The organism is Streptomyces sp. NPDC051582, assembly GCF_040681715.1.
GTDB lineage: Bacteria > Actinomycetota > Actinomycetes > Streptomycetales > Streptomycetaceae > Streptomyces.
Genome location: NZ_JBFAZJ010000020.1, coordinates 24,981 through 49,861 on the forward strand (window position 1 = coordinate 24,981; position 24,881 = coordinate 49,861).

General features: G+C 71.1%; 23 protein-coding genes and 1 tRNA gene. 4 read left to right on the forward strand and 20 right to left on the reverse strand.

The annotated features are described in order from the left end of the window. Window positions 1–13: 13 nt before the first annotated feature. On the forward strand, window positions 14–277 hold the full coding sequence (locus tag AB0M92_RS24655) for a hypothetical protein (RefSeq protein WP_366104450.1): 264 nt from the start codon (window positions 14–16) through the stop codon (window positions 275–277). Continuing rightward, window positions 274–639 (forward strand): hypothetical protein, encoded by a 366-nt coding sequence (locus tag AB0M92_RS24660; RefSeq protein ID WP_060880727.1) that lies wholly within the window; start codon window positions 274–276, stop codon window positions 637–639. The genes AB0M92_RS24655 and AB0M92_RS24660 overlap by 4 nt, the downstream gene beginning before the upstream one ends. An 82-nt stretch (window positions 640–721) precedes the next feature. Here AB0M92_RS24660 and AB0M92_RS24665 read toward each other — a convergent pair whose 3' ends face one another. The 5 genes from AB0M92_RS24665 to AB0M92_RS24685 form a co-directional block, all read right to left on the reverse strand. Then, window positions 722–1,303 (reverse strand): hypothetical protein, encoded by a 582-nt coding sequence (locus AB0M92_RS24665; RefSeq protein WP_366104451.1) that lies wholly within the window; start codon window positions 1,301–1,303, stop codon window positions 722–724. A gap of 62 nt (window positions 1,304–1,365) precedes the next feature. Further along, the gene (locus AB0M92_RS24670) at window positions 1,366–1,545 is read right to left on the reverse strand and encodes a hypothetical protein (RefSeq protein ID WP_366104452.1); all 180 of its coding nucleotides are present in this window, start codon (window positions 1,543–1,545) and stop codon (window positions 1,366–1,368) included. Window positions 1,546–1,571: 26 nt separating this feature from the next. Then, window positions 1,572–1,877, reverse strand: a complete 306-nt coding sequence (locus AB0M92_RS24675; protein ID WP_366104453.1) for a hypothetical protein — start codon at window positions 1,875–1,877, stop codon at window positions 1,572–1,574. Between the two features lie 46 nt (window positions 1,878–1,923). Continuing rightward, on the reverse strand, window positions 1,924–3,138 hold the full coding sequence (locus AB0M92_RS24680; protein WP_366104454.1) for a hypothetical protein: 1,215 nt from the start codon (window positions 3,136–3,138) through the stop codon (window positions 1,924–1,926). Continuing rightward, window positions 3,135–7,010, reverse strand: a complete 3,876-nt coding sequence (locus AB0M92_RS24685) for an SNF2-related protein (protein WP_366104455.1) — start codon at window positions 7,008–7,010, stop codon at window positions 3,135–3,137. Before AB0M92_RS24685 ends, AB0M92_RS24680 begins: the two co-directional genes overlap by 4 nt. 261 nt (window positions 7,011–7,271) lie before the next feature. On the opposite strand from AB0M92_RS24685, the gene AB0M92_RS24690 reads away from it, so the two are divergent. Both AB0M92_RS24690 and AB0M92_RS24695 read left to right on the forward strand, forming a co-directional pair. Next, window positions 7,272–7,904: a hypothetical protein gene (locus tag AB0M92_RS24690; RefSeq protein WP_366104456.1), complete on the forward strand. Its 633-nt coding sequence runs from the start codon at window positions 7,272–7,274 to the stop codon at window positions 7,902–7,904. A gap of 62 nt (window positions 7,905–7,966) precedes the next feature. Next, window positions 7,967–8,353 (forward strand): hypothetical protein, encoded by a 387-nt coding sequence (locus AB0M92_RS24695; RefSeq protein ID WP_366104457.1) that lies wholly within the window; start codon window positions 7,967–7,969, stop codon window positions 8,351–8,353. Between the two features lie 60 nt (window positions 8,354–8,413). Here AB0M92_RS24695 and AB0M92_RS24700 read toward each other — a convergent pair whose 3' ends face one another. The 15 genes from AB0M92_RS24700 to AB0M92_RS24770 all read right to left on the reverse strand — a co-directional run bounded on the left by AB0M92_RS24700 (window position 8,414) and on the right by AB0M92_RS24770 (window position 24,862). After that, window positions 8,414–8,557, reverse strand: coding sequence for a hypothetical protein (locus AB0M92_RS24700; RefSeq protein WP_234374049.1), 144 nt, complete (start codon window positions 8,555–8,557; stop codon window positions 8,414–8,416). A 298-nt stretch (window positions 8,558–8,855) separates the two neighbouring features. Next, entirely contained in the window at window positions 8,856–9,344 is a 489-nt protein-coding gene (locus AB0M92_RS24705; RefSeq protein ID WP_366104458.1) for a hypothetical protein, read from the reverse strand. A 36-nt stretch (window positions 9,345–9,380) separates the two neighbouring features. Beyond that, window positions 9,381–11,456, reverse strand: a complete 2,076-nt coding sequence (locus AB0M92_RS24710) for a hypothetical protein (RefSeq protein ID WP_366104459.1) — start codon at window positions 11,454–11,456, stop codon at window positions 9,381–9,383. Between the two features lie 321 nt (window positions 11,457–11,777). Next, window positions 11,778–12,362 carry a hypothetical protein gene (locus AB0M92_RS24715; RefSeq protein WP_366104460.1) on the reverse strand — a complete coding sequence of 195 codons (585 nt, stop codon included), beginning with the start codon at window positions 12,360–12,362 and terminating at the stop codon, window positions 11,778–11,780. A gap of 149 nt (window positions 12,363–12,511) precedes the next feature. After that, window positions 12,512–14,203: a DUF4209 domain-containing protein gene (locus AB0M92_RS24720; protein ID WP_366104461.1), complete on the reverse strand. Its 1,692-nt coding sequence runs from the start codon at window positions 14,201–14,203 to the stop codon at window positions 12,512–12,514. 71 nt (window positions 14,204–14,274) lie between these two features. After that, window positions 14,275–15,507, reverse strand: coding sequence for a hypothetical protein (locus AB0M92_RS24725; RefSeq protein WP_366104462.1), 1,233 nt, complete (start codon window positions 15,505–15,507; stop codon window positions 14,275–14,277). Between the two features lie 269 nt (window positions 15,508–15,776). Next, on the reverse strand, window positions 15,777–17,342 hold the full coding sequence (locus AB0M92_RS24730; RefSeq protein ID WP_366104463.1) for a hypothetical protein: 1,566 nt from the start codon (window positions 17,340–17,342) through the stop codon (window positions 15,777–15,779). A 278-nt stretch (window positions 17,343–17,620) separates the two neighbouring features. After that, window positions 17,621–18,046, reverse strand: coding sequence for a DUF3592 domain-containing protein (locus tag AB0M92_RS24735; RefSeq protein WP_366104464.1), 426 nt, complete (start codon window positions 18,044–18,046; stop codon window positions 17,621–17,623). A gap of 171 nt (window positions 18,047–18,217) precedes the next feature. After that, entirely contained in the window at window positions 18,218–19,756 is a 1,539-nt protein-coding gene (locus tag AB0M92_RS24740) for a serine/threonine-protein kinase (protein WP_366104465.1), read from the reverse strand. Between the two features lie 140 nt (window positions 19,757–19,896). Further along, entirely contained in the window at window positions 19,897–20,358 is a 462-nt protein-coding gene (locus AB0M92_RS24745) for a hypothetical protein (protein WP_366104466.1), read from the reverse strand. A 208-nt stretch (window positions 20,359–20,566) separates the two neighbouring features. Continuing rightward, window positions 20,567–20,640: transfer RNA gene (locus AB0M92_RS24750), tRNA-Met, on the reverse strand. A gap of 55 nt (window positions 20,641–20,695) precedes the next feature. Continuing rightward, window positions 20,696–20,902, reverse strand: a complete 207-nt coding sequence (locus AB0M92_RS24755; RefSeq protein ID WP_366104467.1) for a cold-shock protein — start codon at window positions 20,900–20,902, stop codon at window positions 20,696–20,698. A 199-nt stretch (window positions 20,903–21,101) separates the two neighbouring features. Continuing rightward, the gene (locus AB0M92_RS24760; RefSeq protein WP_366104468.1) at window positions 21,102–21,383 is read right to left on the reverse strand and encodes an HU family DNA-binding protein; all 282 of its coding nucleotides are present in this window, start codon (window positions 21,381–21,383) and stop codon (window positions 21,102–21,104) included. 253 nt (window positions 21,384–21,636) lie between these two features. Continuing rightward, window positions 21,637–22,362, reverse strand: coding sequence for a hypothetical protein (locus tag AB0M92_RS24765; RefSeq protein ID WP_366104469.1), 726 nt, complete (start codon window positions 22,360–22,362; stop codon window positions 21,637–21,639). A 91-nt stretch (window positions 22,363–22,453) separates the two neighbouring features. Then, window positions 22,454–24,862 carry a Helicase associated domain protein gene (locus AB0M92_RS24770; RefSeq protein ID WP_366104470.1) on the reverse strand — a complete coding sequence of 803 codons (2,409 nt, stop codon included), beginning with the start codon at window positions 24,860–24,862 and terminating at the stop codon, window positions 22,454–22,456. Window positions 24,863–24,881: the final 19 nt, after the last annotated feature.

A 24,881-nucleotide genomic window follows, 5' to 3' on the forward strand; every position in this document is an offset into this window, starting at 1 on the left:
TAAGGTGGTGCGTATGGCAAAGCAGACGAATATCCGATTGGACGAAGCCGTCAAGGCGGCAGCCGAGGACCGAGCCAAGCGCCGGGGTCTGACCCTGCAGGGGTACGTGGCTGACTTGATCGAGGCCGATGTGAATCAGGCACGGGCCGCCTTCATGGCCGGCGCCACGACATTCCTGGCCCAATATGCGGACGCGTTCGAGGCGGAGGTCGGTGAAGACCGGTACCCCGGCCTTCCGGAAGGGCTGGCCGAGAGCGCGCCGAGGGACGCCGCGTGAATCTCCGCATCGATCTCGCCTGGATCCTGGCCGTGGCGCAGCAGATCCCGGGGGATCCCCAGGTGGTCGACTACGGCGTGCCGGTAGCAGCCGAAGCACGCCATCGGGCGGAGGTCCTGGACCATGAGGTCTATCCCGAGCCCCATCACAAAGCCGCGGCGCTGCTGTGTGAACTGGCGAGGAACCCCAGCCTTGAGGTGCGCAACCTCTTGTTCGCGGCCACAGTGACGGCGGCCTACCTGTCGGCATGCGGCCTCCCGGTGAGCCCTGGGCTGGACACCGTGATTCCCTTGGCCCGCGCCGCCCGGGACGGGCTCCCGGTGCGGGAGGTCGCCGCTCAGATCAAGACCTGGACGAGCTGATCGGGCATGGCCGAGGGCGAGCGTCGCCCAGCCGTCAACAAGCATTTGGTCATGGACCGGCGTTTCTGCGGACGCATCGCGGTCACGCGCCAGAGGGCGCCTGGTCGGGCTGTGGTCTGCCGACGAAGTTCGTGACCAGCGCGCGGATCCGGGAGCGGAGCTCGGACCACTCCTCGGTGGATCGGTACTCCGCCTCCATCTGATCAAGCACCTTTTCGAAGGACAGCAAGGCCACACGGCCGCGGCGGCGGCCCAGCGCGATCCGGGCCTCCTGCAGAAGGGGCTCCCTGGCATCCGTGCCCTCGGCTCGGCGGTGCAGCGCGGTGATCCGGGTCAGGACGTTGAGGTTGCCCAAGATTCGGACGAGCTCTTGATCCGCCCATCGGCCGAGCACGGCTCGTCTGCCCTTCCAGACCGCGAACCCGACGCCGGCGATCCACGTCGGCAGCATCACGATGCGGACGGCCGGAGTCTCGGCCTGCGGGATCAACCCGCTGCCCAGGAGCACTCCGTACGGCCCCTGCGCCAGAGCGATGACCATGCACCACTGCAGCAGGCCTCTCGGATACCAACGTAGGCGGCCGTCCGCGAGGGTCACCATCGCACCGACCACCGCCAGGCCGGCCAGGAGAAGCCAGGCGGCCTCCGCACTCACAGCTGTCATGTCACGCACATGCGGACTGTAATGCCCGGCACCGACAGCCTGGCCGCGACCGGGAGGAGGGTTCAGGCTTCCGGGACGTCGTCGTGCTCGGGGCGGTCCGCATCGGGGGCGAGATGGTCCACGAGCATCAGCAGCATCTGCACGGCGAGGGCGCCGAGGAGGATGGCGACCCATCCCATGGTCCATGGCGTGCTGCGGGTGTCGAGCACGGTGGGCGTGAGCACCACCATGGCGGCGGTCATGCCGCACGGAAGGACCCACTGCCGCCTCATGTCCGGCTGCCCGGCAGAACTGTGTCGTCGGGCTGGTGCCCGCCCTCGGTGTCGTTGTCCGGGTGGTGCGGATGGTTTCGCCACTGAGCGGCCATGGTCATGAGCTCCTGGAGAAGGTGCTCGGCTGTGTCGGGATCCTGGGCGTGCACGGCCTCGGCGTAGGACTTCTCCAGAGCGTGGGCGGCTGTCCAGTCGTCCTCGTACGTCTCGCGGCCGTCGGGGTATTGCTCGCGGCGCCGGTCGTCGAGCCGGTCCACGATGAACTGGTAGGCGCGTACGCCGGTCTGCGGGTCCAAGAGCATGCGGTGGATCTTTCGGAGTGGGTGACCTGGTCGGCTGTGGGTCGGTCTATCGGCTGAGCGGTCGTGCGGCGCGGGCGCGCCGAGCGGCGCGGAATGCTTCGGCGGGATCGTCGCAGGCTCCGGGGGCGGGACGCCACTCATCGGCTCGCCCGAGAGTGAAGGGGTGCCACCGGCCGTCGAGACCGGGCCGGATCTGGACGCCGGCGGTCGAGTCGGTGATCGCTCCGTCGGCGATGTCGATGATGCCGAGGGTGACGGCACGGGAGGCGCGGAGGGCCTCTGCGGCCTGTTCCAGAGTGCTCGGCGGGACTGTGGCTGCAGCGAAGGTGGCATGGGCGCCGGCCGGGCCGCCGTGGCGGTAGCCGATCATCATGGCGCGCAGCGTGCTGTCGGTGAGGCCGGTGGCGTCGGCGGCGGCGGGTAGCCGGTCGATGCCGTGGGGGCTGGCGAGGATGCGCACGGTGTCGGCGAGGTCGTCGTGGGGTGGGTCCGAGATGGCGGTCAGGAGCGCTCGGGCGCGGTCGGCGGCGTCCTGGGTCATCCAGGCCAGGTCTTGGGCGCGGGGCCCGGGGATGGGCGGGTCGTCGAGGGTGGTGGTGACCGGGACGATGGGATCGAGGTCGATGTCGGGCGGGGAGTGCGGTGGCCGGTGGGCTGCCAGGGAGTAGAGCTGGTCGGCGCGGACGGTTCCGTCGGCGTCTGCCGGGAGGGTGCCGGGGTCGGTGTCGGCCATGAGGTCGCGGACGAGGGCGGCGAGGCTGCGGGCGGACATGCCGCGGGCGCCGAGCAGGATGGAGGCCGTGACGGCGAGGCGTTCGGTGACGGCGTGGCCGAGGGCGGCGCTGTGGTCGCACACGCGGCCCGCGTGGCCGGTGGGGCAGGAGCAGGAGAACGTGATCTCTTCTGCGTCCGGGACGATGGCGACGCCGCCTGCGTGTCCGGGGTCAGCGATCGCCGCGGGGACCCGGTTGGCGAGGAGGTCGGCGACGGCTTGGGGGTTGCCGGCCAGACGGCCGGCGAGAGTGTCCCACTGACTGCCGGTCAGTTCAGGCAGGAGGAGGACGGCTTGGTGGGTGGCCTTCTTCGCGGTGACGGCGGCGGCCAGGCGGCCGGGCTGTGCGTGGATCTGGGCGACGGCCCCGGTGCGGTGGAGGTTGAGGCCCTTGCCGTAGGAGCTGGAGCCGTCGCTCGCCAGGTGGAAGGCTTGCTTCCAGGCGGCGACGAGGGGTGCCATGTTGCGGGTGTTGCCGGAGCCGGTCATCGGGTTCCCAGGGCGACGAGCGCGTTGAGTTCGGTGTCGTCGAGGTCGGCGAAGGCGCTCTCGCCGGAGGTGAGGACCGCTTCGGTCAGGGCGCGTTTGCGGGCGAGTAGTTCGTTGATGTGGTCTTCCACGGTGCCCTCGGTGATCAGGTGGTGGACCTGGACGGTGCGGTGCTGGCCGATGCGGTGGGCGCGGTCGGTCGCCTGGTCTTCGACGGCCGGGTTCCAGGGCCGGTCGTAGTGAACGACGTGCTCGGCCCGGGTGAGGGTCAGTCCGGTGCCGGCGGCCTTGACGGACAGGATGAACACCGGCGCGGGGTCCGGGTCGTTCTGGAAGGCGTCGACGAGGTCCTGGCGGCGGGCTGGGGGTGTTCCGCCGTGGAGGAAGCGGACGGAGCGGCCGCGGGCGCGGAGGTGGTGCTCGAGGATCCGGCCCATCTGTACGTAGCCGGTGAAGATCAGGGAGGCTTCGCCGCGCTCGGCCAGGGTGGGCATGAGGTCGTCCAGGGCTGCCAGCTTGCCCGAGCGGCGGGCGAGGCCGGCCGGATCGGCGTCCTCCAGCGGCTCCTTGAGATACAGGCTGGGGGTGTTGCAGATCTGGCGCAAGGCCTGGAGCAGCTTGAGGACCAGGCCGCGGCGCTGGATTCCGGTGCTGGTGGCGATCTTGTCCATGGTGTCGCGGACGGATGCCTCGTACAGGCCGATCTGTTCTTCTGTGAGGGCGACGATGCGGTGGTGGTGCACCTTGCCCGGCAGTTCGGGGGCGATGCCGGGGTCCGTCTTGCGCCGTCGCAGCATGAACGGGCCGACGAGCCGCGCGAGTTGGGATGCGGCGGGTGAAGCGGAGTCCTTCTCGACGGCGCCGTAGCGGGTACGGAAGGCTTTGCGGGTGCCGAAGAGGGAGGGGTTGGTCCAGTCGAGGATGGCCCACAGCTCGGTGATGTTGTTCTCCACCGGGGTGCCGGTGACCGCGATCCGGCCGCGGGCGGGCACGGCGCGCAGCGCCTTGGCGGTGGCCGAGGTGGGGTTCTTGATGTGCTGGGCCTCGTCCGCGACGACCAGACCCCACTCGGCGGCGGCGAGGAAGGCGGTGTCACGGCGGACGGTGCCGTAGGTGGTGATGACGACCGTGTTGGGGTCGAGGGCGTCACGGTCGAGGGTCCGGCCGGCACCGTGGTAGCGCACGACCGTGGTGGAGGGCGCGAAGCGGGCGATCTCGCGCTCCCAGTTCGCGATCAGGGAGGCCGGGCAGACCACCAGCGTCAGGCCGGCGGCGCGGGTGGTCTCCACGCGGTTCAGGTGCAGCGCGATGGTCGTCAGGGTCTTACCGAGGCCCATGTCGTCGGCGAGCAACGCGCCGAAGCCCAGGTCGACCATGTTCGCGAGCCAGGTCAGGGCGCGCTGCTGGTAGTGGCGCAGCGTCGCTTTCAGGGCGGCCGGCGACGGCACGTCCCGGGGGTCGTCGGGGGCGCCGCGCAGCGTGCCGACCAGGGTGGCCAGGGCGCCGGCGGGCCGGGCTTCGAGGGCTTCGCCGTCGAGGGTGAGGGTGCCGGACAGGGCCGCGGTCAGCGCGTCGAGGGACGGCAGGGGCGCGAGGTCTCGGGCGCGGGCGCGGCGAACGGTGTCGGCGTCGACCAGGAGCCAGCGGCCTCGCAGTTGGATCAGCGGCCACGCGGCGTCGGCCAGCGCGGTCATCTCCTGCTCGGTCAGCGGGTCGCCGTCGAGGTTGATGTGCCAGCGGCAGTCCACCAGCCGCTCCAGAGCGAGGTATCCGCTACCCGTCGGGGAGTCTTCCTCGTCGTCGTGGGTGCCGATGACTGCGGTGGCGGTGAGGGCGCCGAGGAGGGTGGGGGGCCACTGCACGGTGATGCCAGCCTCAGTAAGCAGGGCGGTGGCGTGGTCGTGGAGGCGGGCCAGGTCCTGGGCGGTCAAGGAGATGCGGTGGGGGCGTTCCTGGGCGGCGAGGTTCGCCAGGGGCGGGTAGTGGCGGGCGGCCCGGCGCAGCGCGCGGCGTACAGCGGGCAAGGCGGCGGGGGTGAGCTCGGCTTGGGTGTGCCGTGCCCCGTCCCAGACAGTGATCGCTGCAACGGTGTCGTCCTGGTCGGGGGCGGCGAGGTGCAGGACAGCTGGTGCGGACGGGATGGTGCCCGCGGTGTCGGGGTCCTTGATGCGCAGCACCAGGCGCGGGGTGGGGTGGGGATCGACGGTGTCCTCGATCGCGTCCGCCCACCTCCACAACTCGGGTGTCGCTTCGGCGTCCTGGCCGGCGGGCCCGGTGTGGGGGCCGGATCCCAGGAGGGTGGGGGTGCCGGGGGTGCGGAGCATGGTGTCGGCGACGGCGTCGAGCAGGGGCCACACCGCGTGTTCGGGGGACGGGACGCGGATGGGGTTGGTGCCGGCGAGGAGGCAGTGTCCTTCGGGGGCCATCAGCGCGGCGACGTCGGTGACGGCGGTGTGCAGGGTTTCGGTGATCGGGCCGACGCGCCAGCAGCCCTGGCCTTGGTCGGTCAGGGCCGGGTGGACGCGCTGCTGGGCCACGCACGTCAGGGCCAGGCGCAGAGGGTGGCGCCAGCCGCTCACCGAGGCGTGCTCTCCCTCCCGGGGGTCAAGGATCAGGGGGAGGGCCAGGCGGAGCGGGACGGCCACGCCGGTCACGGTGGCGCGGCGCGGCATGATGCCGCCGGTCCCGGCCAGGACGAGGTCACGGGTGACCGGCTGAAGGGGCGCCGGCAGCAGTTCACGGTCGGGGAGCGGTGCGCCGTCGGGCCGGAAGATCATCCAGGTGCTGTGGGCGGGGTGGCGGGCGGGCAGCAGGGTGAGCGCCACGCCGTCGGCGAGGGCCTGCTCGAGGAGGTGGTGCGCGCGGAACAACTCGGCTGCGCCGGCGGGAAGGGCGGGGGGTGGCTCCTGTGTACGGGCGAGGCCGAGCGGCGCAAGCAGCGCCGGGGCGTCGGCCGGGGCGGGAGGCTCGGGCGGCGGAGCTGGGGGGAGGTCGGCGGCCAGTGCTTGCCGGAGCATTTCCAGGAGGCTGTTGGCCGCGGCCGCTCGGGCGCCCTGTTTGCTCGTTCCCTCACCGGTCGCGGCGAGCTTTTGCCCGCGGTGGACGACGGCGGTGACCGTGGCAGTGAAGGCGGAAGCGGCCCCCGTGACCCGGAAGTCCGGTGCCGTGGTGTGCCCGGCCTGGGCGAACTCGTGAAGGACCGAGATGGGGCTGCGGCCCGCAGCGGGTGTCGAGCCGGTGCGAGGCGTCGGGGCCGGCGACGGGACGGCGGGGCCGACTGGTGCGCCCCATGCCTCTACGGCACGGTCGGCGAGCGGGTCGGGCAGGCCGGCGATCGCCGCGACGAGCGTGGTCATGGCCTGCTGCCGGGCGCCCTTGCGGGTGCGGGAGCGCTGGATGCTGCCGCTGACCTGCTGGTCGTCGACCGTGAGCGTGGCCTGCGCGTGAAAGCCGTCCTGGCTCCCGGCGTCCTGGCCCTCGCGGACGGTCGCCGCCGGCAGCCGGAGCAGCTGGGCGTGCATGGAGATGATGCTCGGCGCCAGTTCCGGGCTGGCGGTGACCGTGGTGAGCGCTGCACGGCGAACCGCCGCCCAGACCTCCGAGCCGGGGGCCTCCAGGAGCAGCACCCGCAGGTCGGATACCTCCAAGCGGCCCTGAGCGAGCCGGCGCGCCGCCTCGGCGGCCGCCGCCGCGGCAACGGTCGGCGCGGCATCGCGCGCAATGCCGCGCTTCAGCGCTGCGCGGAAGGCCTCGGTACTCATCAAGGAGGTGCCGTCGGCACGGGGCGCGGTGCGTGAGGCGGGGATGCCGGGTCCGGAACTACGAGCGGCCAGCGCTGCGGGGCTGATGGGCTGCAGGCGGTCGATGGACAAAGAGCACTCCCCCAGTAACCGGACGCCGTCGAGACCGCCCCCATTGTCACCTGCGGGTGCGTCAGCCCGGCGCCATACACACGCCAGGCATGCCTCGTCCGCCACCATCCCGGGAGGGGGCCACCGCCTGCATGTTGCGTATTCGTATTTCAAGATGTACTTTGGTCGTATCGAGCCGGGCTCTCCGGCCTCTATCCCTTCTTCCTCACCGCATCAGCGCGGCCGTACTCGGCTACGGCTGCACGGAAAGGCGCGTTTGCCATGTCCCGGAAGCCCCGCGACTTCACCTTCTCCGCTCCCATCGTCTCGGCGGACGATCCCCACGCCAACACCATCGCCGCCGCCATCGTGGCGATCGAGGCCCAGTGCGGTGAACGGGAGGGGTGGAACCGTCCCTCCCGCCTCTTCACGCTGCGTCTGCTGTCCGACGATCGGGTGGAGACGGCTCTGTATCCGGAGGCCATCTGGAACCCACACGGCGTCAACCCCGCCGATGCCTTGAGTGGGCTGAGCAGCTCGCTGCCGCCCGTCCCGGACCTTCTCCTGCCCGCCGACGCCTCTCAGGCGCCCGTCTGCGCGGTCGGGTTCATGTTTGAGGGCTGGATGCGCAACACCACCGTCCCGCTGCCCCCGGCGGTGGAGGGGCTCCGGCAGATGGGCGTGCGGGTGAACCATCTGCTGCCCAACCGGCGGGAAGTCCGGCTCGTGCACGCCGTCGATCTCAACCAGCGCACCTTCCACGTGAAGCGCCAGCGGGGTGGAGAGGCGGACGTACGGGTCGCCGGTGGGCGGGACGACGCGGCGGGGCCGGAAGGAACCGTCTCCGTCGCTCTGGCCCGCATCATGCACGCCATGCGCAACGGCGAACAGGTCATTCCCGGTCAGCCCGCCTGATCATCACCCGTCCCGGCCGACGGGCAGTCCTCCCGGCGGCCGGACGCCACCCAAGGAGTGCCATGCACCCGTTCCCCATGCTGTTCCGCTTCATCGCGAGCGGCGCCACGCCCGAGAACGCCTTCGCCCTCTACGCCGCCGCAGACCGAGAACTCCCGGTCGACCTGTTCTCGCCCCGCGCGGACCTGTCGAAGGTGGACCGCGTCACCGTCGTACGTGAACGCGCCGCGCTCCACGCCGTCGCGGCGGGCTACTTCAACGCCTCCCATGTCCCGTCGTCGCCCGGTGACGGGGAGCCCCTGAGCGAAGACGACGCCGAGTGGCTGGCCGACCGCCTGATCGAGGATGACGCCCTGTGCGTCCGGCTGGGCGCCGGGGCGCTGCTGCTCGATGCCGCCGGACCCGAGCCGAGCTGGCTCTTCTTCGGCTGGAGCACCCGGGCCGAGTGACCCGGCATTCGTGGCCCGGTGTCGTGGAGATCCACGGCATCGGGCCACCCTCGCGGTCGGTCACTGCGAGTCGTCGTCGACGCCTTCCAGGGCGGGGGGCGCCTGCCATTTCAGGGTGTCCAACGGCCGCGGCAGGCGCTGGCCCGAGCCGGGCACGGGCGTCATCACGGCGGATGCCTCGTCGCTGAACAAGGCGACGGGCATGCCCGAAGTGTGGGCGGGCGCGGGTGCTGCCGCGCCTGATGTCTTCGTGGTGGTCATCTGCTCCCCCTGCTGCGTCGCGGGCCGTGCCCGCTTGAAGGCCGGCACACAGGCCGGCTGCGAAAGCGTACCCAGATTCGAAACTACGGTCCGAGAGGATTTCTCTGGGCCGCGCCCGCAGGTCAGGCTCTCTCCGCTGCTGATCGGCGGCAAGGCGGCGCTCCGACCAGCAGCGGCCCCGCAGGCTCCCCGTTCGCCGTCTCGGCCTTCCGGATCTGCCGCGCCCCCGGGCCGGTTGCTCTCACCACTCGACCGCCGCCGCGCGGGCAGCACCCGAATACGGCAAGTCCGGCCCCAGCGGCCGCCGCATCGCGTACAGCCAGCCTGTCCCGGCCTCGCCGGTGCCCGAGGCCGACCCGGCGCTCTCGCCAACGACGTGGGTCATCTCGTCCAAGAGCAGCACGGACGGCTTGAGCGGCGCCAAGACGACGTCCACGGCCGGTCCTCGCTCACGGACCGCTCGCGCCAGTTGTTGGAGCTCTTCGTGTCCGCGATGGTCGGCCCGAAGCTGGTCCTCGTCCATGAACACGGTCATCCGGCCTTCCGTGGTGTCCGCGAACGGTCCGAACGTCTGCTCGGCGGCTGGCCCGAGTGCGCGGCATTCGACGGTGTGCAGGGCGCGCCTCAGCACGGCCGCGAGCTCGCCGGCGTCGGCATCAGCCGGCAGCGGCGCCTTCCCGCGCCCCATGGGGCCTATGAACATGGCCGGGTCCGGCAGTTGCTCACTCATCGTGGGGCTCTCCTTCTTCCAAAGGGTCGACGGGGATCAGGCCCGGTCGAGGTGTCGTTCGTACCAGGCGTTCAGCTGGGCGGGGTCCTGGGGCATCGACTTGATCAGACGGCGGAGTCCTTCGCGGACGGGGCGGACCTCCGCGCAGGCCAGGGCGGAAAGGTCGGTGGTCCGCAGGGCTGCGAAGCCGGCTACGTGGCGCTCTTCGAAGGTGCGCGCGCCGGCGAGGCTGTCGGCTGCGGCGAGGTAGCGGGTGACGAACGGGTCGAGCGCTGCGCGGTGGGCGGCGAGGTGGCGGAGGTAGGCGGGGCTGTCGACCGCGGCGGTGTTGGCGGCTTCGCCGTGGTGGGGTGAGGGGAGCTCGAACCAGTCGCTGGTGAGAGCGGTGAGGGTGGCCGGGTGGTCGCGCGGGGTGTCGGAGTGAGGATCGGTTCGCCAGTGGCCGTCGGTTGTTCCCTGGGTGAGGCCGACGCGGTCGTGGAGGCGGCCGAGGAGGCTGGCGAGGGTGAAGAACCCCAGGACGTGATCGGCTTCGGCGATGACGGACCGGATCGTGGGCTCGGCCGCGGCCGACACCGTACTGGGCAGCAGGAGGCGCTGCTTGCGGTGCTCGCGCTGGAAGGGCAGGCAGACCGCCGCCTCGATCGCGGCGTGTTCGGCCAGCAGGACGGCGGCGCTCTGCGAGGGTGCGGCCTCGCGTTCCCATTCCACGGTGTCGTCCTCGTCGGCGAGGTCGCTCAGGCCGAGTGCTTCCAGGCTGACGCGGTAGACGCCGGTGGTGCTGGCGGTCAGGGTCAGGGTGCCGTCACGGTCGGGCAGCTGCTGCCGGTGCTGAAGCGTGCCGTCGGCCCCGTTGGGGTTCCAGTCCCGACGGCTGGTGGGGCGGGTCGCGGCGGCGAGCGCCCAGTCGAGCAGGTGGACGAGTTCTTCCTGGCCGGCGTTGACGAGGTCGGTGCGCGAGGTGTCGGAGGATCCGCTGGAGAAGTGCCTGCCGAGGCGCTGGAGTACGTCCTCGGGGAGGTCAATGACTTGCTCGGCGCCGGGCGGCAGGCAGGGGTCGGTGCCGTGGACGGTGCCTTGGGGATACGTGCGGCAGCTGCCTGCCCAGCCGCCACAGGCGTAGACGCTGGCGTGGGCGGGGTCGGCGAGGACGTGGGTGGCGACGTCGAGAACGTGCTCGGCGGCCTGGACAAGGACGGGGGCGGTGCTCAGGCCGGTCAGGTGGCACAGGGCGCGGGCGGCGCGGTGGTCGGCTGCGCTGGAAGGGGCATGGGCGGGTTCTATCTCGGTGAGGAGGTCGAGCACAGCAGTGCGCGGGTCTGTTGGGCCCGGGGCGGGGATCGAACTGGCGGGCCACAGCGCCAGGGGCAGGGACCGGGAGGTCCACAACGGCAGGACGGTGGGGGTGGCCTCGCACGCCTCGATCAGGTGGAGGCCGCCGTGGTCGCGGGTGGTGAACAGGTGGACGTGACCGCTCCCGCGGGTGAGGGCGTCCACGAGCCGGATCCGGCGCAGGGTGGCGCAGAGGTGGTCGCAGGCGCCGGCGAGTTCGGCGTCCTGGGTGACGGTGTGCTCGGCCTCGCCGGGGAGCTGCGGGATCCAGTGCGGCATGAGGCTGCTCTGGTCGGCGCTCCGGCATCCGAGCGCAGCACGCCAGTTGCTCTCGCTGATGTCGGCGAGAAGCACCTTCGTTCCGGGCAAGGTCAGGATGATCCCGTCCCGCCGGCCGGCCCAGCGCAGTCCTGCGACGCCGGTCCCGCCCTGCCGGTAGGCGAGGGCGTCGATCCACCGATCCACCTGGGAGGGCACGATCCTCACCACCAGCTCGTCGGTGCGGGGGGTGAGACTGCGGATGCCGAACGGGCCGCCGGTGAGTACGGGGCGGTGGCGGCCGTAGGCGGTGATGAGTGCCTGGAAGACCCGTGCCTCGCCTCGGGCCTGTCCGGGGGTGGGCGTCGAGATGAGGTGCTGGGCGTCCGTGAGCTCGGCTCGGGCGGTCTCCTCGGACTCGCCCGTGGCCATCTGGCGCAGGGCGACCGGGTCAATGACCGTGTCGGTCGTGCGAAGGCCCCACTGCCGTCGGGGCGTGTACGGGGTGAGGGTGTCAGTCACGTGCAACTCCCGCTGTGAGATCCGCTGTCACCTGCTACAGGTGTGCGGACGACGCGCGGTGTGACAGTCAGAGCAAACGAGTTTCCAAGCTCGTTCGGACGCGGGGCGACGTGTCCCGTCGCACCGAGCGGTGAGCGAGTCCCACCGGAGGCTGCCAGCTTGCCTTCGCCTTCTCTCCGACGGTTGCGTTCGCCGTCCAGGGGGTTGTCGCCTCTCGCTCCTTATCGCGGAAGAGGCCGGGCAGGGTCGGCCAGAACGCCGACCCTGTGTAGTTCTCCGCGCCCCTCACGGACCGCTGCCCATGCCGCGCAACTCCGGCTCTCAGCTGAAAATGTCGAGGACGTCCAGCCAGGAGCCGTCGTCGGGGGAGCGGGGCCGCATCGGGCGCGGCTCCGAGTAGGTGGCCGCTGCAGCTCGAGCGCGGACGACCCCCGACCCCCCGCACGCCTCGACCGCGAAGGCGCCGAAAACCTTGGCGAAGGCGGCCGGGTCGCGAAACTCCACGCCGAAGGCCCGGCCGTCTTGGAGCGGAACCCACACCACCCGGTCGAACCGTATCCACTCCAGCACCGGCTGGTCGTCCGCAGTCGACCGCCCTTCCAGCCACATCCGCGCCACGTGCAGCAGGTTCACCTGCTCCATCGCCAGCCGCTTGCGCCGCACACGCAGTTCACGCGTCGTCAGCGTGATCCGCTGGTCCTTCTTCGGATACCAGACGACGCCGATCCCGAACGGCACCCACAGCAGGATCCCGATCATCGGCCAGACCAGAGCGTCGCCCCACGATCGGAACAGCCCCCCGTCCGCCAGGTACAGGGCCACGAAGACCACAACCCACTTCGCCGTCATCCGCCAGAACCCAGTGCCCTGCCGGTACAGGACCCGCCGCTTCCCCGTCATCGTCATGCCCGCACGCTATCCGCCACCCTGCGGCTCCCGACAAAGCCGGCTGTCCACCGAAAGGCACTCGGACTTCGGCGCGAGCGCTCAGCCTTCACCGCGACAGGCCCCCGAAGGCGGTGACGTCCCCCGTTAGGTTCAGCCTGGCTGGACGCTCAGGATGCGGGAGGGGCGAGGGTTCGATGTCCGTGCGCGTAGCTGAGCAAGTACAGCGCCGCCTGGAGGACGAGCGCGACGCGGTGCTTGGGCGGGGTGTCGATCAGGCCGTGGCAGACCTCGTTGCGCAGGTTCATCCCGCGGTCGGGGTCGACGAGGAGCAACTCCAGGGCGCGGCTCCAGTCCGCGGGATACCCGGCGGCCGGCATGCTGCGGATGAGTCCTCCCAACTGGTCGACGGTCCCGGGGGACTCGCCCTTGGCCACGGACAACATCGAGACTTGCCATCGCAGGAGCTGTCTGAGGATCTGCTCCATCTGAGGCAGGGCGATGCACACCGCTGCGTCGAACTCCCCCAGCCAGAAGTACCGGAAGGCGTAGGCCAGCGTTCGGGCGCGCGCCTCCGGCAAGACGACGTCATGGACGAGGGCGCCGATCAGCTCGGCCTCGTCCGGATCGAAGCGCTCGTGGATACGGTCGAGCTGATGGGCGGCGAGGTGCCCGAGGAAGTCCATCGCGAGGACCTGCAGTCCGACAAGGTGGTCGTCGGCGGTGTAGACGGGCGGAGCGACCTGGACGGGTCCGGCGGTGTTGATGCGCGTGCGCGGGAGCCGGAGCAGACCGTCCAGAAGATCCACGTCGTCGGTGTGCTCGCGCATCGCCGGATGGGCGTCTTGCGCGGTTCGCCACAGTGCCTCTCGCAGGCTGAGGGCGGCGTCGACGTACGCCCGGGCCCCGGCGAAAAGTCCCGGCGGGGGGATGAGCGGGCGACGGATCCGAGTCCATCCCAGGGAGTCCGGATCGGTCTGTTGCAGGGCCATCTCGGCACGCACCCTCAGCTCGGGCAGACCTCGATCCCGCGCGATGGTCGCGGCCTGGGTCAGCAGGTTGTGGCGACGAAACCCCGTCTCGGCATCGGCGGCGTCGAGGAAGGCGCTGACGATCTCGGTGTCGATGCCGACACGGCGGAACGCGGACGCCTCTTCCCGCAGCAGCTTGAGGAAGCCGACACGGGCGTGCACATCGCCGTCATACCGACGGGCGGCGCGTTCCGCGAAGTCGGTGATGTCGTAGCGCTGGACGCGCAGCCCCTCCAGGAGATCGGCCATGATCCCCGGCTCGTCCTCGGGAGCGGCAAGGACGCGCTCGGCCAAGGCGACCGTGCCGTCGGTGACGCGCTTGCACAGCTCGGTCTGGTTATAGGTCCGGGCGATGTCTCCGGCCCAGCGCAGACACTCGGTCGCACCCACCAGGCCGGGGAAGCGCTTGCGGGCGTCGAGCAGAAGCGGCACCGCGTCCAGGTACCCGGCGGCCGCGCCCCGGATGTGGTCGACCTTGGGACCGTGTCCTGCGACCAGCAGAAGGTGATGGAGGCGACCCCGGACAAAAGAGTTGGTCACGTCCTCGGCGTACGCGCTCCAGATCTCCATCTGGTCGGCGGCGACGTCGGACAGGCTCGCAGGCCACGCCCTGAGCGGCTGGCCACGGACGATCCCGGTGAAGTCCTGCGCCCTGCCGGTCCCGGCGGGTCGAAGTCGCAGCGCGGCGAGTAGCGCATCGCGCTGCTGCTCGGCGGCCGCGTTCGTGCTGGTGTCCGCGGCCGCGAGCACGGCGGCGATGTCCTCGCAGGAAGCGGCGTTCGTCGCCGCTTCCGTGAGCACGTCGAGCACACACGGTTCGACTTGCGGCATGGGTGCCTCACTTCCTCCGTCGCCAGTATCGGTACGACTTCGGACCGGGCCCACTGCTTTTCCGGAGTTCGTCAACGCGCACGCCGTCGGCGCAGCATGCGGAGGGTGTCTGCCCATCGGCGTTGCCGGGGCTTGGGGGGCAGCTGTGGGGGCGGAGGGATCGTGGGCGGGACCGCAGGCGGGGGCGGGAAGGCCGGCGCGAGGTTCGCGCCCGAGGCGACGGACGGGATCACGTTCCCGTGAGGGGGTGCCTCGGCATCGTGCTGGTCGGCTGGCTGCGGACGTTGGGGGGCGGCGTGCTGCTCTGTCTCAGCCTCGGGGGCGGGGGCTTCGGCCGTCGGGATCGGGGCGACGGGCTGAGGAGTGGGCGGGGCGTGCCGCTCGGCGTACACCTCGTGGGCTCGTCGGTCGCGCCAGCGGTGCCGGCCCTCCTGGGCGGCATACAGCTCGTCCATGACCTTGTGCGCGTCGGCGGGCTGGAAGACCGCCCGGGTGCGGGTCAATGAGGACAGGGCGATCGGGACCAGGCCCCAGCAGTCCGCGGTGGGGGCGGGACGGGGCTTGCTGATCCGCCAGTCGTCCCGGGGGTCCTTGTGGCGCGGCCACTTCGGCCAGGCCGTCCAGTCCTGCTCGGGGCGGGCGGGGTGCCGGAAGGCGTGGTAGCCGTAGGGCACCAGTACGAGCTTCCCGTCGAGCCAGTACACATGGCCGCCGGCGTCGAGGATGGCCAGTTGCTGCTCGGTGGGGGCGACACGCTGGTGATCGACGTCCCGTCCGCACAGGCGGACCTTGTGGCTGGGGAGTTGGCCGAATTGGCCAGGGTCGCGGCGCAGGAACCAGACGTGTGCGGATCCGGCGTGGTGCTCGCGTACCGCGAGGATGCGTCGGCGGACGGCCTTAGGGCTGGGCAGCGTGCCGGGTCGTTCGATGACCACGGCGGTGTCGCCGCACTGTGCGATGACGACCGGCGGCAGCCCGATCGGGTCGCGAGGGTCGTCTCCGGGGGAGGCGAGGGTGCAGCCGGTGATGCCGGGCAGGGCGCGAATCTGGTGGCTTAGCTGGATGACGACCTGGTCGTCCACGTCGATCTGCGCTTCCCGTTCTGCCAGTCGGCACGGACCTCCCCCCTGGTGGGAGAAGTGCGGCGTGACCTTTGCTTCGGGCCGGGCGCCCCTGAGGATCAGCGGATCCGCGCAGGCTCTGCACAGGTACCGTCCGCCCGCCAGGCCGATCGGCATCCCCTCCACGCCCAGATCGACATAGATCGGCCGCTTGGTCTCGGTGTCCCACGCGCTTGCACCCATGCCGTGATCATGACGGGCGCTACGGCGGTCCGGCCAGACCTTCTCCCGCCACACGGGTGCCCGGCGCCCCCACGACCAGCACGATGGGAAACAGCTTGCTCCCGTGGCCTGCCTGGCGGGAGCCTCGCCGACGAGAGCCGGTCAGGCTGCGACAGGCCGGCGTCTGTCCGCGCCGGGGCCGCGGCCGACGTGGGGGCACCCGGCCGGCTGACCGACGAGGCGGCCGTCGTCCGCCCCCGAGGTCGGCTCGTTCCCCCGGCCAGGTGGGCCTAGAACAGGGTCAACGGCTGAGGAGGGGCCGGTGCAGTCTGGTGTTGTCGGATCGCGTCCCGAAGCTCGGCGGCGCTCACGCGGGCAGCATCGAACGTCTCGGTCCAGCCGTTGGGCAACTGGACGGCGGTGAGGAAGACGCCGTGCCCGGCAGCGCGCAGGCGTCGCAGGATCGTCTGTTCGACGGTCAGGGCGTCGTCGCCGGTGGGCACGTGGTGCTCGTAGTACAGGGTCCAACCGAGGCGGCGGTGCTGGCCGATGCGGTCGTTGCGCTGAAGAGCGCCGGCGACGCCGATCTTGACGGCGCCGTGCTGTGCGTGGGTGACGACGTAGACGCGGGCCGGCGCGGCACGGTCGAAGCCGAAGCGGGCGCAGTACTTGCATCCGCGGCCACTGCGGATCTTGGACAGGGTGGGAGTCGAGGTACGGCCGCAGGTGGTGCAGCGGCAGCGCCAGGGCGTCATGGACGTGGTGTAGGGCTCCAGGGGCTCAAGGCCGGCATCGCGCATAGAGGCGGCGGCGCGCTCGGGGTCTTCCCGTCGTGCGGCGGCGGAGCGGAGGTCGGCGCAGCGCCGGCATCCGCTCTGTCCGGCGAGGATGGACCCGAAGGTCGGTGAGGTGATGGTGCCGCAGCCGTGGCACAAACACCGCCAGGGGTACTTGACCCCGCGGTACGGCTCCTGGGGTTCGAATCCGTGCTCGCGCATCTCGGCGACGGCCAGGTCCTCATCGTGGCGCTGCGCTGCACCGTGGGCCCGGTCGGCGCACCGCTTGCAGCCCGGACGCCCGCTCCGGCCGGTCAGGGAACCCAGGCGCGGGGAGACGATGGACCCGCACCTGATGCAGCGACTCTTCCACGCGAACTCCGTGCCGGGGTACGGTCCCAGCGGCTCCAGGCCCGCCGCCCGCATCACCGCGGCCGCGGTCTCGGCGTCGTGGCGCATCGAGTCGTTGGCCTTGCGCCGGCCACAGGGGTAGCAGCCGCCCTGCCCCTGCCGGATGGACCCCAGCGTGGGGGCCCCTGGCGCTCCGCACGCCCGGCAGCGGACCGGCCAGGGGGTGTCCACTCCCGGGTACGGGCCGAGGGGGTCCAGGCCCGCGGCCCGCATGTCGGCCGCCGCGACGTCCGGATCGACCGGCGCGTTCGGTGCGCACCACCGGCAGGGCCCGACACCGGAGTTGATCCGGACATAGGTGGGTGTGACCTCGCGTCCGCATGCGAGGTGACGGCACCGCCACTTTCGGTCGCTGCCGCCGGGGTACGGATCGAGCGGCTCCAGCCCGGCCGCCCGCATCACCGCGGCTGCGGCCTCGGGTTCAATCCGGGCGTGTCCGGAGCAGTAGACGCAGCCGCGCTGTCCCTTGGTGATGTTGCTCAGGCGGGGGGTGACCTCCCGCCCGCACGCCGTATGGCGGCACCGCCAAGGGGCGGAACTGCCGGGGTACGGATCGAGCGGCTCCAGCCCGGCCGCCCGCATGATCTCTTCCGGCTGTCGCGGATCCTTCCGCGGTCGGCCGCTGCCTGCCAAGTCCAACTCCCCGCTCTCCAGGGCGAGCGGGGTCATGCCTCGCTGTTCGGCGCAGCATAGGAGCGGCCACTGACATCGGCTCTGATCGTCGCCTTGTTGCTGGTGGATTGCAGTGTCCGTCTTCCGCTGGGTGGCCCGGCGACTTCATTCAGAGCGCGGCCGAGCAGCACGGTGCGGGTCCGGGGCGCCGGGGAGCTGTTGAGGGCCCCCGCCGGTGGGCGGCGCGTTCGACGGGGTCATCAGACAGGGGGAGGTCCGGCACGACGGTGGTCCCGCCTGGACTGAACCACTGGGTGCGCAACATCTCACAGCGGTCAAGGAGTGCTCAGCAGGACGAGGAGAACCGTCAATGTGCCGGTTGTGAGCACCGTGCCCACCACGGTGAACACCATGTACAACGAAGTCGAGTCCCAACCCCGGATCTCGAAGCGGCGGGGATTGTTCTCGTCGTAGAGGACGAAGACCGAGTTGCCGACGCCGTAGCCGTGGAGGACCGTGCCCCGGCCGAACGTGGAGGAGTACGTGCACTCACTGCCGTCCCGGGTCGTCCAGGCTACGACCGGGTGGTGGTACTTGGCTCCGTCGTCGTCTCGCCTGGTGTCGTGGCGGACGACCCGCCCTACGGCGGTGATGCCCGTGCGGCGAAGCGCGCTGGCGCGGCGGAGTCCGTACACGCCGGAACAGAGAAAGCTCACGCCGATCACCAGCGGTATGAGCGTGAAGAGCCATTCGCGGTTCATGTTGTATCCGACGCGTGCGTGGCGGCATCGGTTGCCCGGGGCACGAGTGCCGTCCCCCCGGTGACCTGCGGACCCGTACGTATCGACGGTCGTGGCGCCGTTTTCGGGCGGCAGGGCGGCGCTGAGAGGTGCACGCCGCTGGCGGCACGGTCTGACCGCCTCGTCGGGGGGCTAGGGCATCCGGGGCTGGACAGGGTGGGGTTGGGGGCGGTGTCGGCGCGTGACCTGGCCGGTGGGAGTCGGCCGAGCAAGGCTGGAGGCGGAGCGGCCCGGGGTGAGTATCGCCGTGAGCAGCGCCGCGGCCGGCCACAGCCCGACGCCGACAGCGGTGAGGGTGAGCCCCGGCAGGCCGGCGTGGTGGCCGGTGAGCAGGACGGCGGCGGTGTGGAGGATGCCGGCGGTCGTGGCGAGATCGGCGTGCCAGGCACTCCGGTGAAGGCTGTGCTCGACCAGGCGGCGCACGCCGCTGGCGAAGGCGAGCAGGGCGGGGCCACCGAGGACTGCGATGGCCAGCGCGCTCGCCCACAGGCCGGGGGCGTTGACCAGGACGGCGAGCGCCATGCCGCCGGTCAGGAGCAGGGTGGTCAGCAGGCAGGCCGTGGTGATCCTCAGCTGCTCGGGGTGCGGCGACTGGGGCGGGTCGAGAAGGTAGAGGACGGCGAGGAGCAGCCCAGCGAGACTGCCGAGGCCGGCCGTCCAGGCCGTCGGCAGTGTGGTGGTGAGCGAGAGTTCGCCGGCGATGGCGGCGGCGGTGACGGCGCCCGCGACCACGGCGGCGAGCCGGGTGCCGGGTTCGCGGCCTCCGGTAGCCCGGTCGATGGTGGTGGCGACCACCGTGGGCGGCTGTGGGTTCGGGACTGCGGTGGATGCGTTGGCGAAGGCGGCCAGTGCGGAGTGCATCTGGGTGAGCCTTGCGCGGGTGTCGGCCGCGGTCGGCCGGCAGTCGGGGTTCTTGTCGAGGAGCTCCAGGACCAGCTGCTCGAGCTCGCGGGGAACGCCGGGGCGCAGGGCGGACAGCGGGGCCGGCGCGTCGTTCAGGTGCTGGTTGAGGACCTGCCATCCCGTGCCGGTGAAGGGGACGCTGCCGGCGAGCAGTTCGTGGAGGAGGCAGCCGAGCGAGTAGAGGTCACTGGGCGCGCCCAGGGTGGTGTCCCCGCGGGCCTGCTCGGGCGACATGTAGGCGGGGGTTCCGATGGCGACGCCGGTCACGGTCAGGGTGTGATGGGTGGCTTCGGCCAGGCGCGCGATGCCGAAGTCGCACAGGTACGCGGTGTCCGACCGGTCGATGAGGATGTTGGACGGCTTGAGGTCGCGGTGGACGATGCCGGCCTTGTGGGCGGCCTCCAGGGCCTGGCTGATCTGGATCGCCCAGGTCAGGGCATCAGCTAGGGAGAGTGGACTGCCGGTCAGTGTGTTCAGCGGGCGGCCGTCGACAAGGTCCATGGTCAGAAAGAGGATGCGGCGGCCGTCGAGGTAGGCGGCGCCGTGGTCGTGGACGGCGACGACGTGCGGGTGGGACAGGCGCGCGGCTACGTGAGCCTCCCGGCGAAAGGCCGCCTCACGTACCGGGTCCCCCTCCCCCACCGGGATGATCTTGAGGGCGACGTCGTGAGGCTGGTGGAGGTCCTCGGCTCGCCAGACCGTGCCCATGCCTCCGCTGCCGATGGCCTCCTTCAGCCTGTACCGGCCGGCGACCGTCGTGCCGCGCATCATTCCTCCAGCCCTGCATGCTCCTGCGCCGGGCCGGCCGGCCCAGCGCACCGCCGGTCGCGGGGCGCGCCCGACGGTGCGGCGGAGCATACGCACACGACTTGCCGGAGGGCGGCGAGGCGTGTGTGAGGTGCCGGCTGTTAGTCCTTGAGCTCGTACTTACAAGGCTCGGCCGACTTGCCGCCCTGGTTGTCAGCGACCTGCTTGCCGTCGACCTTGATCGTGCACGGGGCGGGCTTGAGCATCCTGTCCGGGCCCTCGACCGAGGCGGGTACCACCGACACCGTGACGCCGACGTTCAGCTCGGCCCCCTCCAGTTGGACGGATTCCGTCTTCGTCCAGGGCAACGTCACCTGCTCGAAGTGGTTGGTGTTCCCGATCCACATGACCTTGCCCGTGCCTGTGCCCCCGACCTCGAAGACCACCTGATGGGCAACACCCTTCTTCCCCGACGACGAGCCCTTCGCGCCGCCGCTCGCCGAGACGCTCGGCGAGGCCTCGCTCGCCTTGGCCGGGCCGGTGTCCTTCTTCTCGCTGCCGCACCCGGTCAGCAGCACGGCCGCTGCGAGCAGGGTGGTGGTGAGCGTTGTTGTCTTGCGCATGTACGTACTTCCCCGTTGCTGAACTGATCGTTTCGGTGCCGTAGGAGACCGTAGATCATCGCGCCGCGCGGAGAGACATGGCCCGAGTGGCAGCAGGCGATGCCCACACCGGCCTGTTCTGGTCAGAGCCAGGGACAGCCGCTCGTGCTCCCACGTGGGTGTTCGGATACGACGAAGGGCCCGGCTGCATGCCGGGCCCTTCGGTCAGTAGCGGGGACAGGATTTGAACCTGCGACCTCTGGGTTATGAGCCCAGCGAGCTACCGAGCTGCTCCACCCCGCGTCGGTGACGCCACTCTACACAGTGGGCTGAGGGGGATGGCGCGTTTTTTCGGGTGTCAGCCGCGGCGGACGATGTTCTCGGCCTGGGGGCCCTTCTGGCCCTGGGTCACGTCGAAGGTGACCTGCTCGCCTTCGTTGAGCTCGCGGAAGCCGTTGCCGGAGATGTTGGAGTAGTGCGCGAAGACGTCCGGTCCGCCCTCGTCCTGAGAGATGAAGCCGAAGCCCTTCTCGGCGTTGAACCACTTCACGGTGCCGCTGGCCATGCTGCTTGTCCTTCGATGTCGCCGGGTGCATCCCGGTTGGTCTGGAGGTGGAGCCGTCCGTCACCGGAAGGCGTCCGCCGTCCGTTCTACCCCGTGGGCGGCACGTCTATCCTGCTCCGCGTGGTCGCGGCATGCCGCTGTGCTGTGAGTCCGGGGCACAAGGCCTCCCGGTGATGAGCCGCTGCCCGTGCGTCGCGGGCTACTTGCCCTTGGCGGCTTCCTTGAGCTTGGAGCCCGCGGAGACCTTCACGCTGTAGCCGGCCGGAATGTCGATCGGATCGCCGGTCTGCGGGTTGCGGGCGGTGCGAGCGGCACGGTGGGTGCGCTCGAACGTCAGGAAACCGGGGATGCTGACCTTCTCGTCGCCCTTGGCGACGACGTCGCCGACAGTCTCGGCGAGCGCGGCCAGGACGGCGTCGGCGTCCTTGCGGGTGACCTCGGCGCGCTCGGCGAGGGCTTCGATCAGCTCACTGCGGTTCATGTGCGGTACTCCGTGCTGTTCGGGTTGCCGCGCCTGCTGGGCGGACGCGACGCTTGTGCCGCCATCCTGTCACCGGGGTCTGACAGCGAGGCCGCACGGGGCGTGGCCCACCCTCACTTTGACCGGACACCGACCCCGCTACCGCATGGCGCGCCGAAGGCATCCACTCGTCGTCAACGCGGGGATGACCGTCGCGGTCAGCGCGCCTGCTCTGTCGTGCAGCGGGGACCCTGCGTGCGGGAGTGCGAAGGGGTCAGTCCGGTTCCGGCGCGGTCGTGGGAGTGGCGGGCGGGTGGGAGGGGTGCTGACGCGGCAGGTGCGTGGCGAGCGAGCCGGCCGATGCCCGTGCAAGGAGGTCAAGAGCGTCGTCGTTGAGCCGTTGCGCTTCGGGGACGGCTGCCGCGCGCTGCGCCGCCTCGGCGTCGGCGAGGTCCAAGGCCCGGGCGGTCTGCAGAGCGTCCTCGATATGGGTTATGCGGTCTTCGACCGCCTTCAGTGCTGCTGTGAGGCGGTCGCGGAAGACGTGGTCGGCCGCGGGGTCGGCGGGGGCCGGTGTGCTGGCGTTGAGGGTGTGGCTGCGCTCGGACAGCTCTGCGTGCCGGGCGAGGAGTTGGGTGAGTGCGCGCGCTTCGGCGGCAAGGGTGAGCCGTGTCTCCTCGTCGCGCAGGGAGGTTCCGGCCTCGGTGACCGCGGCGATCCTGGCCTGGAGGGGCTTGAGGTCGTCCGGCAGTTCGCGCACTTCCTCCACCTTGTACCGGCCGCGATATGTGACGGCTGCGGCGTAGCCCTCTCGGTAGCACAACCAGCGGTAGGACTCGCCGCGGTCGAACAGGCCTGGCCGCTTGCCGGCCCACGCGGGGCGGGCGGGGACGTCTCCGTGCGCGGGAGGCAGGAGCTCGGGCGGGACCCCGGCGATGAGGGCGGCCTGGCTCGCCGGTACGGACGGGTCGATGGTCACGCGGTATTGAGGTGCGGGCATGGAGGGTTCCTGGGTGGGTGGGGAGAGTCGTCCGCCCGCCTGCGGTAGCTGTCTGCCGAATCGGGCACGGGTTGGGTTCGAGGAGCTTGGTTCAGGTGCCGGGGGTGGCTGTGAGGGTGGCGGGCGGCTGCGGGTGGCGGGTGATGCCGGCGGCGGTGACGGCCTGGAGATGCTCGGGGGGCAGGGCGTCCCAGCGTTTGCGGAGGTTCTTGAGCCACTGGCCGACCTTGAACTCCTCACCGCCGACGGTGACGGTGTCGCGCTGGCGGATGTCGAGGTTGCCTTCACGGTCATGGAAGGCGGCGACGGCCGCCAGGCCCTGGTCGAGCTGCCGCTGTTGTCGGGCGGCGCGGCCGGTGGGCTGGGGCAGTTCGTCGTCGGCTTCGATCAGGGTGATGCCGAGTTCGCTCACGAGTTGGAGCTGCTCGGGATGGAGTGTGCTGTATTCGGTGCTCTGCGTGGTGACCCATTCACCGAGGGGCTCGTCGTCGTCGGTGACGAAGTCGGCGGGGAGGTCGTCGAGGGTGATGCTGGCTTCGGCGTAGGTGCGGGCGGTGTAGTAGAGGCGCTGCCAGGTGATCGGCCAGGCGGGGTTCCAGTACGGGTCGATCTCGGCGAGCGCGGTGTCGGTGGGGTCGGGTTCGAGTCCGTTGTCCGCGCGGGTACGGGCGGCGGCTCGGCGGTTGGTGAGCCAGCGGCCGAAGGCGTAGTCGCCGATCATCTCGTCGCTGGGAACGGCGAGATGGCCGCGGTGAGCGGCCCAGCTGCGGGCGTGGAGGAGTCCGCGTTCGGCGGCCTGAGTCTGGAGGTTCCAGATCATGCCGAGGTGTTCCAGGGACTTGATCTGGGCGGGCTTGAGGGTGCCGGCCGCGTACGCCTTGCGTGCCCGGTTGATCCAGCGCCCCAGCGAGAAGCCGTCTGCGTCGTCGTAGAGGCGGGGGACGTCGAGGTGCCCGTGGGTCTGCTGGTAGGCGGTGGCGGCTTCCAGACCGCGTCGGAAGGACGCCTCGCGCGGGTGGAGGACGCGCAGCCTGAACGCCTGGGCGATGGTGTCGGCGGGGAAGGGCCGGTCGAAGACGACGTCGACGGGCACGCTCGCTTCCTCCTGCTCGTCCTCCGGCTGCGGGTAGGAGGGCTGTTGGGGGACGGCGAGTCGGTCGGCGATGCGGTCGTCGTGTGCGCGCAGGGCCTGGAGGACGCGCCAGAGCGGCCGGTACAGGTTGGAGCCCATGAGGTCGTCGGCGTCCTCGCCGGGGGCGACGTAGACGGGGACGATGAGGGTGGCCTTCTTGCCCTGGCCCGGCTTCTGGCGAAGGGCGCGGCCGACGGCCTGGACCGTGTCGACGATCGACTCCTTGGGGTCGGCGAAGACCACGGTGTCGATGCTGGGGATGTTGACGCCTTCGCCGAGAAGGCGTGCGTTCGCGATCACGGTGCGGTGGGCCGGTTCGAGGAACGCACCGGGCCGGCCGTCGAAGCGGTCCAGCAGCTCACGGCGGTAGGCAGGGTGCTGGTTGCCGTCGAGGCCGGCCGCCCACAGTTCGCCAGGGTCGGGGCAGCTGGTTCCGGTCTCGTCCAGCGCGTAAAGGAGGGCGGCGGTCTCGCGGAGGGTGCCGGCGAACGCGTGGGCGTCGGCCACGCGGTGGTGGAAGCTCACGACGCGGCGCAGGTCGAGTTCGGCCATGGCGCGCAGGACCGCGATCTGTAGCGCGGCCTGGCGCAGTTCGGCTTCGGTGGCCTTGTCGGAGATGCCCAGGCGGGTGCGGATGGTGGCCTCGTTCACTTCCATGACGACGATCCGGTAGTCGGCCAGAAGGTCAATGTCGATGGCCTCGGCGAGCGGGAGACGAAAGCAGATTTCGCCGTAGAGGTCCGGATTATCCATGGATGCGACGAGCGAGTCGTCCTCGTCGTCATCAGGCTCCCCGGCCGACCAGATCCTCGGGGTGGCAGTGAGGTAGAGCCGCTTGTGCGCGGGGATCAGTTCGTCGTCGTGGACAGCGGCCCAGCGTTTTCCCAGGTCACCGCTGGTGCGGTGGGCTTCGTCGACTGCCACCAGCGACCAGGTGGGGAGGTCGAAGTGGGTGTGGGCGTACTGGACCCGGTGCAGGGAGTGGTAGGTGGCGAAGACCGTCAGGCCGGGGTTCTGGTGCACGGTGGCGGCCAGGACGGCCGGGTCGGTGGTGAACGCGACCGGCTCGCCCGCGGTGGGTGGGCGCTTGGAGCACAGGGCGAGGACCGGGCCGCTCATGCCGGCGGTGCGCCAGTCGTCGACGGTCTGGGCGAGGAGCTCCAGGGTGGGCAGCAGCACCAGCCGGGTGCCCTGGGGGGCGACGCGGGCGGCGGTGCGCGCGGCGACGTACGTCTTGCCAGTGCCGCAGGCCATCACGACGGAGGTCCGGGCGGTCAGGCGCAGCGCGGTGTGCGCGTCGTGGACGGCTTTGGACTGGTGCGGGCGCAGCCTGATCCTGGGCGGTGGGGCGGTGGTGGTCGCGGTCACGGGGTGGCCGGTCCTTTCA